The sequence below is a fragment of the Rhizobium acaciae genome (assembly GCF_025941625.1).
Taxonomy (GTDB): Bacteria; Pseudomonadota; Alphaproteobacteria; order Rhizobiales; family Rhizobiaceae; genus Rhizobium; species Rhizobium acaciae.
The window spans coordinates 14,783-28,013 of record NZ_JAPCZO010000018.1; the positions used below are offsets into that span (position 1 = coordinate 14,783).

Sequence of the window (13,231 nt, forward strand, 5' to 3'; positions counted from 1 at the left end):
CACTATTTTTATAGATAATATTCGTGAGAATGATGACGTCGGTCTCGGCACGATATTGGAAGGAAATGGCATGTCTGCTCACAAACTGGTCGGCCTTGCGGGTAGCTTCAACCGCCCCTCGAAGACCTTTGCGCTTGTCGAAAACGTTGCCGGTCTCGCCGGTGAGAAATACGGCTTCGACAACACCATCTACGATCTGACCGATGTCGGCCCCTCGCTTGGCCAGGCGCTGCGCCGTGACGATCTCGACAGTCGCGCCAGGGAAGTCATCGACGACATCGTCAATGCCGATGTGCTGGTCATCGGAGCACCGACTTACAAGGGCAGCTATCCCGGCCTCTTCAAGCATCTGATCGACTTGATAGACCCGCATGAGCTGCGCGCCAAGCCGATCATCATCACCGCGACCGGCGGCGGCGACCGCCATGCGCTGATGGTCGAGCACCAGCTTCGCCCGCTCTTCGGTTTTTTCATGTCACACACGCTGCCGACCGCCGTTTACGCGTCCGACCGTGACTTCACCGATTACCGTGTCTCATCCGACCCGCTTTCCAAGCGGATCGGGGAGGTCATCAGCGAGCTCGCGGCCTTCTTTCCCAGCCGGAATCAAGCGCTTATTGCCGCCGAGTGAAGCGTGCGGGATAGGCTTGAAACGGCGCCGCGGAGGCGCCGTTTTCATTTCGGCCATCCCTCTCAACTAAATATAGTCCACAAAATTGATGGAAATTTATCCTGCCGATATCGATGGCAGGGCAAGAGTTTTTCCGGCCCTTCCTCCACATCAGACATTCGTGCTTCGCTCCCGATCCGCGCATTTGCCATGATCGGCCTGCTCGGGGCGTTCGGCCTCATTCAGTCAGACGGGATATACAATGACCAAGAACAAAAATCTTTACGGCTTCAATCTCTCGCGCCGGGCGGCTCTTGCCGCCGTCGCCATTTCGGCGGCCGCAGTCTTTTCCTTTGCAGCACCCGCTCCTTCCCATGCCGAGGACAAGTCGATCAAGGTCGGCATCATGGCCGGCGAGGAGGAGGACATTTGGCGCGTGGTCGCGAGCGAGGCGGGCAAGAAGGGTCTCAAGATCGAAACCGTCATCTTCAACGACTACACCCAGCCGAATGAAGCGCTGGAGCGCGGCGAAATCGATGCCAACGCCTTCCAGCACCAGCCCTATCTCGACAACCAGATCCAGCAGCACGGCTATCACATCGTTCGCGTCGGTTATACCGGAGTCTGGCCGATCGGCCTTTACACCAAGAAATACAAGTCCGTCGCCGAGATCCCGGAAGGTGCCGTCATCGGCGTGCCGAACGATCCCTCGAACGAAGGCCGTGCGCTGTGGGTTCTCCAGAGCGAAGGCCTGATCAAACTGAAGGAGGGCGCCGGTATTCTCGCGACCGTCGCCGACGTCATCGACAATCCGAAGAAGATCGAGATCAAGGAACTCGACGCCGGCATCGTCGGCCGTTCGATCGACGATCTGGATGCCGGTATCGTCAACACCGACTGGGCGCTGAAGAGCGGTCTTTCGCCGGCCGAACGCATTGCCCAGGAGCCCATCGCTGATAATCCATACCGCAACTTCATCGCCGTCAAGGACGACAACAAGGATGCCGAATGGGTCAAGACGCTTGTGTCTTCTTATCAGAACGACACCGTCAAGGCCGAATTCGAAAAGGTCTACAAGGGCACCGGTCTCAGTGCCTATTGATCCGGGGCAGGGCTCTAAGGCCTGCCGAGAGGCGGTCCGGGCGTTCTCTGCCCGGACCGCCTTCAGTATTTGTAAGGAAAAACACATGAATTCCCTTGTTTCCACCACGGTGATCGAAGCACAGTCGCAAGCGGCGGCTTCCGACGAGGTGGTGAGGCTGACCGACGTGAAACGGCGGTTCGGAGCCACTGCAGCCCTCGACGGTATTTCGCTGACGGTGAAGAGAGGCGAGATCCTCGGCATCATCGGCCGCAGCGGCGCCGGCAAATCGACGCTTATCCGCTGCCTGAACGGCCTGGAGCGCGCCGATAGCGGCGAGATTCTCATCGAAGGCCGAGATATCACCGGACTTTCAGAACAGGAATTGCAGCCTCTGCGCCGCCGCATCGGCATGATCTTTCAGCACTTCAATCTGCTTTCTGCCAAGACCGTCGAGGAAAACGTCGCGCTGCCTCTGAAGATCGAGGGTCTTGCAAAGAGCGAGCGCCTGAAACGGGCGCATGAGCTGCTCGAACTCGTCGGCCTTGCAGACAAGGCGAAGGCTTATCCCGCATCGCTGTCCGGCGGCCAGAAACAACGCGTCGGCATCGCCCGGGCGCTGGCGGCACGCCCGGCACTTTTGTTGTCCGACGAGGCGACATCGGCGCTCGATCCGGAAACGACCCGGTCGATCCTGGTATTGCTGAAGGACATCAACCGTAAGCTCGGACTGACCATTCTGCTCATCACCCACGAGATGGAAGTGGTACGCGGCATTGCCGATCGCGTCGCGGTCATCGATGCCGGGCGGATCGTCGAGGAAGGGCAGGTCTGGTCGGTCTTCGCCAATCCCCAGGCTGAAATCACCGGGAGCCTGCTTGGCGGCATCCGCCCGCAGCTTCCTGAGCATATCGCCAGTCGGCTGTCGGCGACGGCGGGCAGCGAAGCGATCCTCAGCGTCGATCTCGCCGGACCGCAGGCGCAGGGCGCGCTATTTGCCGAACTCTCGGCAGCATTGCCGCATTCCTTCCGCCTCGTCCATGGCGGCATCGACCATATCCAGAACCAGCCGGTGGCGCGGTTCTTCATCGCCGTTCCCGCGCGCGACCCTGCGCTTGCCGGGAAGGTCGAACAATTCCTGACGGCCCGGTCCGCCCGGGTGGAGGTGCTTGGTTATGACACCGATCATGCTTGAACTGCTTATTCGCTCTCTTTGGGAGACGGTCTTGATGACCCTCGCCTCGGGATTGATCTCGCTCGTCGCCGGCCTGCCACTCGGTCTTGCTCTGGTGGCGACGGCGCGCGGCGGCATCGCCGAAAACCTCTGGATCAATCGCGTACTCGGCGCAGTTATCAACGGCTTTCGCTCAGTGCCTTTCATCATCCTGCTGGTAGCGCTGATCCCGCTGACGCGGCTGATCGTCGGCACGGCGCTCGGCACCTGGGCGGCCATCGTGCCGCTCGCCATCGCTGCAACGCCCTACTACGCCCGTATCGCCGAAGTATCGCTGCGCGAGGTCGACCGCGGGCTGATTGACGCCGTGCGCGCCATGGGCGGCAACCGCTGGACGATCATCCGCGAGGTGCTGGTGCCTGAAGCGCTGCCGGGCATCGTCGCCGGTTTCACCGTCACGCTGGTAACGCTGATCGGCGCCTCGGCCATGGCGGGTGCGATCGGCGCCGGCGGCCTCGGCGACCTCGCCATCCGCTATGGCTATCAACGTTTCGAAACCAGTGTGATGATCGCGGTGGTGGCCGTCCTCATCGTGCTCGTCTGCGGCATCCAGTGGCTTGGCGACCGGCTGGTCGCCAGGCTGGACCACCGATAAGTCAGCGCCGGAACTGGGCAGCGGGATGAGCAGCGGGCAACCTGCCGTTCCCGCTGCCGAAAAGCTTCTGCCGCAAGGGTCCTGCAGCATAGTCCGCCTTGAAGACGCCGCGCTCCTGCAGCACCGGCACCACCAGGTCGACGAAATCGCGCAGGCTTTCCGGCGCCACTGTCCGCGCCAGATTGAAGCCGTCGATGCCACCCTCCTCGATCCATGTCGCGAGATGATCGGCGATCTGCTCCGGCGAACCCACTATCGGCTTCATCCGGCTGCCGAGCACCATCTGGTCGATGATGTCACGCAGCGTCACCGGCTTTGGCGCCTGTTTCGTGATGGCCGCAAGTGCGGATTGATTGGCGTTGGTCGAGCTCTGGTCGATGACGTCGTCCAATCCATACTTCGAAAAGTCGATGCCTGTCGAAGCGGAGTAATGCGCAAGCGAAGCCTCGACGCTCGCATGGCGGCGGTAGTCCTCCAGTCTGTCCCGTGCTTCCTTCTCCGTCCGCCCGACGACGACGGTGATCAGGCTCAGGATCTTCAATGCGTCGGCGCCGCGGCCGAATTCCGTCGCCTTCGCCCGCAGCGCATCGACGGTCGGCTTGGCCGCCTTGGGATTCGGCCCGGCAATGAAGACGCATTCGGCGTGACGTGCGGCGAAATCCTGCCCGCGTGCCGAGGCGCCGGCCTGGAAGAGCAGGGGCGTGCGCTGCGGAGAGGGCTCGGAAAGATGAATGCCCTCCATCCGGTAATATTTACCGTCGTGACGGACAGAGCGCACTTTGGAGGGATCCGCATAGGTGCCGCCCGCGTTGTCACGCAGCACCGCATCGTCGTCCCAACTGCCTTCCCAGAGCTTGTAGAGAATTTCGAGATATTCTTCGGCTGCGTCGTAACGCGCATCATGTTCCGGCAGCTTGTCGAAACCCATGCTGCGGGCCGCACTGTCGAGATAACCGGTGACGATGTTCCAGCCGATCCGCCCCTTGGTCAGATGGTCGAGCGTCGACATGCGGCGCGCCAGCAGGAAGGGTGGCTCATAGGTGGTGTTGACGGTCACGCCGAAACCCAGATGTTTCGTAACATAGGCCATCGCCGAAATCGGGATCAGCGGATCATTGACCGGGATCTGTACGCCCGTCTCGATCACCGGCGCCGGACTGCCCCTGTAGACGTCATAGACACCGACGATATCGGCCAGGAAGATGCCGTCCAGCTTGCCGCGTTCCGCGGTCTTGGCAAACTCCGTCCAGTAGTCGAGATCGGTATAGTGCGCTGAGCGGTCGCGCGGATGCGTCCACAGACCGTGGTTGATGTGCCCGACGCAGTTCATGTCGAAGGCATAGATCTGCATTGTCTTCATGAGGCGGTTCCCAAAGCCGGCAATAGAAATCAAGGATTTGCCGCATTAATTATCCTGGAGCATGATGCCGAAAAGTGTGAGCGGTTTTCGGACGACGTCATGCTCTAACTATATAATGTAGAACAGGATTCAGATTTTAGCCGGCTCGGCCTAAAATCATCCTCTTCGGGCTCTATCGCACGATGAGCCTGTGAAATGGTAGGGTGGGGATGAAAAAAGCCGGAGGAACCACATGACGAAGAAGACGCTGTCGGATTGGGCGGAGCTTGCGCAAAAGGAACTGCGCACCTCGCCCGAAACGCTGACCTGGCAGACGCCGGAAGGCATTGCCGTCAAGCCGCTCTATACGGCCGAGGATCTCGACGGCGCCGGGCACCTTGGTTCGCTTCCTGGTTTTTCGCCTTTCACCCGCGGCCCGCGCGCGACGATGTATGCCGGCCGGCCTTGGACGATCCGCCAATATGCCGGCTTCTCGACGGCAGAGGAATCGAACGCCTTTTATCGCCGCAATCTCGCCGCCGGCCAGAAGGGCCTGTCGGTCGCCTTCGATCTTGCCACCCACCGTGGTTATGACAGCGACCATCCGCGCGTCGAGGGCGATGTCGGCAAGGCGGGTGTGGCCATCGACAGCGTCGAAGACATGAAGATCCTGTTCGACGGCATTCCGCTCGGCGAAATGTCGGTGTCGATGACCATGAACGGCGCCGTCATCCCGATCCTCGCCTCCTTCATCGTGGCCGGCGAGGAGCAGGGCGTTCCACGAGCCGACCTTTCGGGGACCATCCAAAACGACATCCTCAAGGAGTTCATGGTCCGCAACACCTATATCTATCCGCCCGAACCGTCGATGCGGATCGTTGCCGACATCATCGAATATACGGCCAAGGAGATGCCGAAATTCAACTCGATCTCGATCTCCGGCTATCACATGCAGGAAGCCGGCGCGACGCTGGTGCAGGAACTGGCCTTCACGCTGGCCGACGGTCGCGAATATGTCAGGGCGGCGATCGCCAAGGGCCTCAATGTCGATGATTTCGCCGGCAGGCTCTCCTTCTTCTTTGCGATCGGCATGAACTTCTTCATGGAGGCGGCCAAGCTTCGCGCCGCCCGGCTGCTCTGGACCCGCATCATGGAGGAGTTCGAGCCGAAGAAGGCTTCCTCGCTGATGCTGCGCACCCATTGCCAGACCTCCGGCGTCTCGTTGCAGGAACAGGATCCCTATAACAACATCATCCGCACCGCTTTCGAGGCCATGTCGGCCGTGCTCGGCGGCACGCAGTCGCTGCATACCAACTCCTTCGACGAGGCAATCGCGCTGCCGACGGAATTTTCCGCCCGCATCGCCCGCAACACGCAGTTGATCCTGAGCCACGAAACCGGCGTCACCAAGGTGATCGATCCGCTGGCGGGCTCCTATTACGTCGAGAGCCTGACGAAGGAGCTTGCCGACAAAGCCTGGGCGTTGATCGAGGAGGTGGAAGCACTCGGCGGCATGACGAAAGCCGTCAATGAAGGCCTGCCGAAACGGTTGATCGAGGAAGCGGCCGCGCGCCGCCAGGCAGCCGTCGACAAGGGCGAGGAGGTCATCGTCGGCGTCAACCGCTACAGGCTCGACAACGAGCAGCCGATCGACATTCTGGAGATCGACAATAGCGCAGTACGCAAAGCGCAGATCAGACGTATCGAGGAAACCAAGCGGCGCCGCGACGGCGGAACCGTGCGCGAGACGCTGGCCGCCCTGGCGGAGATCGCACAGAACGGCAAGGGCAACCTGCTGGAAGCCGCCATCGAGGCGGCCCGCGCCCGCGCCACGGTCGGCGAGATATCGGACGCGATGCGCGATGCCTTCGGCGATCACGCCGCCACGCCTGTGGTGATCAAGGGCGTCTATGGCCAAGCGTATGAAAATGAGCCGGAACTCGCCGTGCTCAAGACTCGTATGACGGAGGTGACGGAAGCCATGGGGCACCGGCCGAAGATCATGGTCGCCAAGCTCGGCCAGGACGGACACGACCGAGGCGCCAAGGTGATCGCCTCGGCCTTCGGCGATATCGGCTTCGATGTGCTCGCCGGTCCTCTCTTCCAGACACCGGAGGAAGCCGCCGGCGTCGCGCTCAGCGAAAAGGTCAATGTCGTCGGCGTCTCGTCATTGGCGGCCGGTCACAGGACGCTGCTGCCGCAGCTGATCGACAGGCTGAGGGAACAGGGCGGTGGTGATATCATTGTCGTCTGCGGCGGTGTCATCCCGCGGCAGGACTATGAATTCCTGCATGAACACGGCGTTGCAGCCGTATTCGGCCCGGGTACAAATGTTCTCGAGGCGGCAAACTCCGTCCTTGACTTGCTGCAGGGCAGGCGACGGAATCAGTAATTTAGAGAAGACCGCGCTTTGCCAGATTGCTCATCAGCGCCGAAATGCCGAAGGTCCAGGGCGGGCATTCGGTGGAAAGGCGCACGGTGTTGACGAGGGCGCCGAGGCCTGCCGAGGAAATCTCGACGACATCGCCGATCTTGTGGGTGAAGCCTTGCTTCGGCGCGTCGCGGTCCTGCGTTGGCGCAAACAGCGTGCCGAGGAAAAGCATGAAACCGTCAGGATATTGATGATGGGCGCCGACAGTCTGCTTGACGAGATCGGTCGGGTCGCGGCTGATCTGTGACATCGAACTCTTGCCATGCAGCACGAAACCATCTTGGCCGGTGACTTTTAGGTCGAGTTCGACCTTGCGTACGTCATCCAGGCTGTAATCGGCATCGAACAGGCGGATGAAAGGACCGATCGAGCAGGAGGCGTTGTTATCCTTGGCCTTGCCGAGCAGCAGTGCCGAGCGGCCCTCGACGTCACGCAGATTGACGTCGTTGCCGAGCGTCGCGCCCTTGATTTCGCCGCGGCTATTGACCGCGAGCACGACTTCCGGCTCGGGATTGTTCCAAGTCGAGATCGGATGCAGGCCGACATCGGCACCCCAGCCGACGGAGGAAAGCACCGGCGCCTTGGTGAAGACTTCGGCATCAGGCCCGATGCCCACCTCGAGATATTGCGACCACATGCCCTCGTCGATCAATGCCTGCTTGACCTTGGCGGCCTCCGGCGAACCGGCCTTCAGATTGGTGAGGCTGCCGCCGATCAGCGTGCTGACACGCTCGCGGATCGATGCGGCGCGTTCCGGACTGCCGGCGGCCTTCTCCTCAATGACGCGCTCGATCATCGACTGCGCAAAGGTAACGCCGCAGGCCTTGACTGCCTGCAGGTCGACGGGCGCAAGGAGATAAGGGCGCGTTTGATCCGGAGCTCCGGTACTGTTAGCGGCGATGTCCGCCAGCGAGCCGATCGCCTTGCCGCTTGCGGCACGGACGAAGGCGGCGGCATCCTGCAGCTCGAGCAGGGCGCTCAGCGTCGGCGCCTCGCGCGACGTGATGTCGACCAGCATACCCTCGCGTAACATCACAATGCTCGGTCCCTGCACTTCGGGATTCCAGATGCGACCGACAAAAAGACCATCCGAAGCGGCGACATCGAGCAGAGGTTGAGACATGGTGATCTTCCGTCACAGGCGAGCGGGGAGCGCTCTTCAAAACATTGCGGGGTGTTGCCGCCCTCCAGCCCGGCGGCAGCCGAAATCGATCACATTCATGGAGAAGGGGCAAGATGCGTCGGGGAAAAAGACTTTCGCCTGATCGGCTCGGGCGGCTGACTTCCTCGGGAATCCAATTGCAAAAGCTCACAAAATAACTATTTAGATACAAAATAACTGTTATATTTCAGATATTTAAATACACGCTGTGACGATTTTGCCCTTCATCTCGCCTTGACAGGAGCCGGCTTTCGTTATCTGTTTTGCCCAACATGGAGGAGGCTGGCATCAGCCGGCCACACGAAAATCCCAGGAGGATATTGCAGCGATGTTGAGATTTGCCGTCGTCGGAATCGACCATGGGCACACGTTCGATCACGTAAAGGGATTGCTGGCCGCAGGTGGCGAGTTCGTCGGCTATTGCCCGCAGACCTCAGTGCCGGCGTTGCGCGAGGCCTTCGAGAAGACCTATCCTGACGCGCCGCAGATCGACAGGCAAAAGCTGTTCGACGATCCGTCGATCGATGTCATCTGCATTTCCGCGATTCCGCGTGATCGTGCCGGGCTTGCCATCCGCGCAATGAGGTCGGGCAAGGATGTGATGACCGACAAGCCGGGCGTGACGACCTTCGCCCAACTCGAGGACGTCAGGCGTACCGTTGCCGAGACCGGCAAGATCTTCTCGATCTGCTTTTCCGAGCGCCACTGCGTCCGCTCCGCCGTCAAGGCCGGCAAGCTCGTCGCTGAAGGCGCGATCGGCAAGGTGATCCAGACGCTCGGCGTCGGTCCACACCGGCTGCAACTGCCGACCCGGCCGGACTGGTTCTTCGATCCCGAAGCCTTCGGCGGCATCATCGTCGATATCGCTTCGCACCAGGTCGACCAGTTCCTGTTTTATACCGGCTCGACCACAGGCGAGGTCATCGCAAGCTCGATCGGCAATTTCGGCATGCCCGACAAGCCCGCTTTCGAGGATTTCGGCGAGGTGCTTCTGCGCTCCGACAAGGCGGCGGGCTATGTGCGAGTCGACTGGTTCACGCCGGAGGCGCTGCCGACCTGGGGTGACGGGCGCCTGACCATCCTCGGCACCGAAGGCTACATCGAACTGCGCAAATATATCGATATCGCCGGCCGGCCGGGCAAGGATCACCTCTTCCTGGTCAACGGCAAGGAAATGACCCATATCGATTGCAGTGGCGAAAAACTCGACTATTTCGACGCTTTCACCGCCGACGTCGGCAACCGCACACAGACGGCGATGACCCAGGATCACGTTTTTGAAGTCTGCCGTCTTTCGCTCGAAGCCCAGGCGAAAGCCGCGCGCATCGGCGCTCGCTGAGGAGGAAATCATGACCAGGAAATTGCGCGTCGGCGTCATCGGCGCAGGCATCGCTGCGCGGCATCTGGCCGGCTTCGGCTGGAACAAGGAGCTTTTCGAAGTCCCCGTGCTCTGCTCGCTCGACGAGGAACGCGGCAGAGCGCTGTGCGAGGAGTTCGGCATTGCCGAATACACGCAGGATGCGGATTCGCTGTTTGCCCGCGACGATCTCGACATCATCGACATTTCGACGCCGCCGAGTTCGCATTTCGAACTCTGCCGCAAGGGTATCGAGTCAGGCAAGCACGTGATCTGCGAGAAGCCGCTCTTCGGCTCGATCGCCGAGGTCGACGAGATGGGGCGTATCCTTGCCCGCTTCCCCAGCAAGAAGCTGATGCCGATCTTCCAGTATCGCTACGGTTCCGGTCTGCAGAAACTGAAACTGCTGATCGAGCGCGGCCTTGCCGGCAAGCCGTTCCTGACGACGATCGAGACACATTGGTGGCGCGGCCCGGATTATTATGCCGTGCCATGGCGCGGCAAATGGGCGAGCGAACTCGGCGGCGGCCTTCTCGGCCACGCCATCCACGCCCATGACATGTTGAATTATGTGCACGGTCCCTGCGCCGAGGTGTTTTCCTATGGGGCGACGCTGGTCAATCCGATCGAGGTCGAGGACACGGCAGCCCTTTCGGTGAAGATGCAGAACGGCTCGCTGGCGACGCTGTCGATGACGCTCGGCTCGCGCAAGGAAATCTCGCGGCTGCGCTTCTGCTTCAACGACCTCGTCGCCGAAAGCATCATCGAACCCTATACGATGGGCCGTGATCCGTGGACGTTCGTCGCCGGGACGGAGGAACATCAGGCGCGGATCGACGAAGTGCTCGCCGCCTATGTGCCTGGCGAGGATGGCTACACCCGTCAGTTCGAGCTCTTCCACAAGGCGATTGTCGAGGACACCGACCCACCGGTGACGCTGCAGGATGCCCGCAATTCGCTGGAACTGGTAACGGCCGCCTACTTCTCGCAGCGAACCGGACAACCGACGCCGATGCCGATCGCCGCCGATCATCCGCTCTATCGCTCCTGGCTTCCGGCAGGAGAATGGCGGGCTGCTGCCACCGTCTGAACCGGGAAGGGCGCTCCCATGCTGAAATCCTTCGAGCATGTCGGCATGACGGTCAGCGACATGGACCGCACCATCGATTTCTACTGTGGCCTGCTCGGCCTCAGCCTCGTGCTGCGCAAGACAATGGCGAATGGCATGCGGGTCGCGTTCCTCGATGCAGGCGGCGGCATGCTGGAGGTCTTTGCGCCGCCAGGCGGCGCGTCGACGGCGGTGGACGTGCCTGACGATACGGCCGGCGTCCGGCACCTCACCTTCTGTTTCGACAATGTCGAAGAGACCTTCGCCCGCCTTGAACAGGCGGGCATCGAGATCAAGGAGCGGCCGCGCTTCGCCGTCCACTCCGAGATGCTGAACAAGATCGCCTTCGTTCGCGATCCCGACGGCATTATCGTCGAGCTTGCCGAACGTTCTCTGAACCGCCAGGGCTGACACAGGTGCTGCCGATCGCTTCGCTGCGGGCGGTCAGACCGTCCCGCAGCAGATCGATCAGGCGCCGGATGAGTTTTGCCGCCATGCAAGACTCTCCTCAGCTCGCCAGCTTGGCGCTGATATAGTTGCGCCAGCCGCCAAGCGCGGTGATTTCCTCGGCACCTTTCACCGCATGCGCCTCGCAGACGAAGCCGGAGACGCTGGAACCGTCTTCGAGCGTAAGCTTACCGATGCCGAGGGGTGCCGGAATCTTCTGGACGAACCTGCCGAAAGCATCGGCCGGCAGTGCCCAGACCTCGACCTCCAGCCCCTGACCCTTGTGCCCGGGTTCGCGCAGCAGCCCCGGTTTCGGCGGCGTGGTATTGGGCAGAACGAAGAGGCGATAATCCCCGGCCGTGCGGCAGGTCTTGACCAGACGCCCGCCCGAGCCTGCCAGTTCGTGATTGAGCGGCATGCCGGTCAGATGCGCACCGACGACCGCGATTTCGATGAAACCGTCATCGCCAGGCACGACACGGCTCGCTTCCGGTATTGCCGCCTGCCGGTCGATGCCCATGCCGGAACCTGCTGCACGGTGCAGCGCATCGGCAAGCGGCGCCAGAGCATCGTCGGTGAAGGCAGGCGCAATCACCGTCACCCCGCCCGGCAGGCCACCTTTTCCGAAGCCGGCCGGAACGGCGATCGCCGCGCAATCGAGCAGGTTGACGAAATTGGTGTAGCGACCGAGGCGGCCGTTGAGCACGACGGGATTGGCCAGCATGTCGGCGACCGTGTAGGTGGTCGGCGCCGTCGGCAGCAGAAGCACGTCGGCCTTTTCCCATTCGGCCTCGGTCTTACGGCGCAGTTCCTCGAGCCGGTATCGGCCGTTGAAAGCCTCGACCGCGGTCTTGCCCTTGGCGCCCTCGATGATCCCTCTGACGGTTGGATCGAAATCGGCGGCGTTGGTGGCGAGGAAGGTCTCCACCGCCGCCAGACGTTCGGCGACCCACGGCCCGTCATAGAGAAGGGCGGCCGCCTCGCGGAATGGGGCGTAATCGAAAGGCACGATGGTGGCGCCGAGCCCTCTGGCCCGCTCGATCGCCTGGTCGTAGAGCGCCTCCACCTCCTTGTCGCCGAAGAATTCCCGTTCGGCATCGGTGAGAACGCCGATGCGCAAGCCCGATACCGGCAGGTTCGCCGGCGTGGCGCGACGCGAGAAAGCATCGGCGGCATCGAAGCCTTCGGCGACCTTGCGGATCGCGACACCGTCGCCGACGGTCGCGGCAAAGATCGTGATGCAATCGACGCTCTTGCAGGCCGGTATGGCGCCGGTATTCGGCAAGAGACCCGGCGTCGGCTTGATGCCGACCAGATTGTTGAAGGCAGCCGGCACCCGGCCGGAGCCCGCCGTATCGGTGCCGAGTGCGAAGGCGGCGAGGCCGGAAGCAACCGTGACTGATGATCCGGAACTCGATCCGCCGGAGATATAGGCCGCATCGAATACCGAACGCGGCGCGCCATAGGGCGAGCGCGTGCCGTTGAGGCCGGTCGCGAACTGGTCGAGATTGGTCTTGCCGATGATGATGGCGCCGGCCGCCTTCAACCGGGCAACGACGGTGGAGTCCGCTTCCGGCCGATACGCATAGGCCGGGCAGGCGGCAGTCGTCGGCAGGCCGGCGGCATCGATATTGTCTTTGACAGCGAAGGGAACGCCCCAGAGCGGAAGGCTGTTTGCCTCAGGCGCGCGTACCATCAGCGCTTTCGCGGCAGCGCGCAGCTCGTCATCCGGCACCGGCGTGATGAAGATTGCCGGATCCTTCGAGGCGGCACGCCGCGCGATCACCTCTTCGATGGCGTTGAGCGGCGTCAGGCCGGATTGATAGGCGGCGCGAAGGCTTGAGAGATCGAGGATGGTCGGCAGCAT

At 61.9% G+C, this 13,231-nt stretch carries 11 protein-coding genes; 8 read left to right on the top strand and 3 right to left on the bottom strand.

What is annotated here, in order from left to right; all coding sequences use genetic code 11:
- Window positions 1–70: 70 nt before the first annotated feature.
- The 4 genes from msuE (at window position 71) to OLZ32_RS25950 (ending at window position 3,520) form a co-directional block, all read left to right on the top strand.
- Window positions 71–631, top strand: a complete 561-nt coding sequence (msuE, locus tag OLZ32_RS25935) for an FMN reductase (RefSeq protein WP_222363729.1) — start codon at window positions 71–73, stop codon at window positions 629–631.
- Window positions 632–872: 241 nt separating this feature from the next.
- Complete coding sequence (locus tag OLZ32_RS25940) at window positions 873–1,712, top strand: MetQ/NlpA family lipoprotein (protein ID WP_264398459.1); 840 nt, start codon at window positions 873–875, stop codon at window positions 1,710–1,712.
- An 85-nt stretch (window positions 1,713–1,797) separates the two neighbouring features.
- Window positions 1,798–2,886 carry a methionine ABC transporter ATP-binding protein gene (locus OLZ32_RS25945; RefSeq protein ID WP_264398460.1) on the top strand — a complete coding sequence of 363 codons (1,089 nt, stop codon included), beginning with the start codon at window positions 1,798–1,800 and terminating at the stop codon, window positions 2,884–2,886.
- Entirely contained in the window at window positions 2,867–3,520 is a 654-nt protein-coding gene (locus OLZ32_RS25950; RefSeq protein WP_043294227.1) for a methionine ABC transporter permease, read from the top strand. The genes OLZ32_RS25945 and OLZ32_RS25950 overlap by 20 nt, the downstream gene beginning before the upstream one ends.
- 1 nt (window position 3,521) lies before the next feature.
- On the opposite strand, the gene OLZ32_RS25955 is transcribed toward OLZ32_RS25950, so the two are convergent.
- The gene (locus OLZ32_RS25955) at window positions 3,522–4,880 is read right to left on the bottom strand and encodes an LLM class flavin-dependent oxidoreductase (protein WP_264423503.1); all 1,359 of its coding nucleotides are present in this window, start codon (window positions 4,878–4,880) and stop codon (window positions 3,522–3,524) included.
- Between the two features lie 232 nt (window positions 4,881–5,112).
- Here OLZ32_RS25955 and scpA point away from each other — a divergent pair, with 232 nt between their 5' ends.
- Complete coding sequence (scpA, locus tag OLZ32_RS25960) at window positions 5,113–7,251, top strand: methylmalonyl-CoA mutase (RefSeq protein ID WP_264398462.1); 2,139 nt, start codon at window positions 5,113–5,115, stop codon at window positions 7,249–7,251.
- Window position 7,252: 1 nt separating this feature from the next.
- On the opposite strand, the gene OLZ32_RS25965 is transcribed toward scpA, so the two are convergent.
- Window positions 7,253–8,413 carry a fumarylacetoacetate hydrolase family protein gene (locus OLZ32_RS25965; protein ID WP_222271830.1) on the bottom strand — a complete coding sequence of 387 codons (1,161 nt, stop codon included), beginning with the start codon at window positions 8,411–8,413 and terminating at the stop codon, window positions 7,253–7,255.
- 367 nt (window positions 8,414–8,780) lie between these two features.
- Here OLZ32_RS25965 and OLZ32_RS25970 point away from each other — a divergent pair, with 367 nt between their 5' ends.
- From OLZ32_RS25970 to OLZ32_RS25980, 3 genes are read left to right on the top strand one after another with little or no spacing between them, the layout of a single operon-like run.
- On the top strand, window positions 8,781–9,791 hold the full coding sequence (locus OLZ32_RS25970) for a Gfo/Idh/MocA family protein (protein ID WP_003549180.1): 1,011 nt from the start codon (window positions 8,781–8,783) through the stop codon (window positions 9,789–9,791).
- 10 nt (window positions 9,792–9,801) lie between these two features.
- The gene (locus tag OLZ32_RS25975) at window positions 9,802–10,899 is read left to right on the top strand and encodes a Gfo/Idh/MocA family protein (protein WP_181292293.1); all 1,098 of its coding nucleotides are present in this window, start codon (window positions 9,802–9,804) and stop codon (window positions 10,897–10,899) included.
- An 18-nt stretch (window positions 10,900–10,917) separates the two neighbouring features.
- Entirely contained in the window at window positions 10,918–11,328 is a 411-nt protein-coding gene (locus OLZ32_RS25980; protein WP_003549182.1) for a VOC family protein, read from the top strand.
- A 97-nt stretch (window positions 11,329–11,425) separates the two neighbouring features.
- On the opposite strand, the gene atzF is transcribed toward OLZ32_RS25980, so the two are convergent.
- A complete protein-coding gene (gene atzF / locus OLZ32_RS25985) occupies window positions 11,426–13,231 on the bottom strand; it encodes an allophanate hydrolase (protein WP_003549183.1) in 1,806 nt (601 codons plus the stop codon).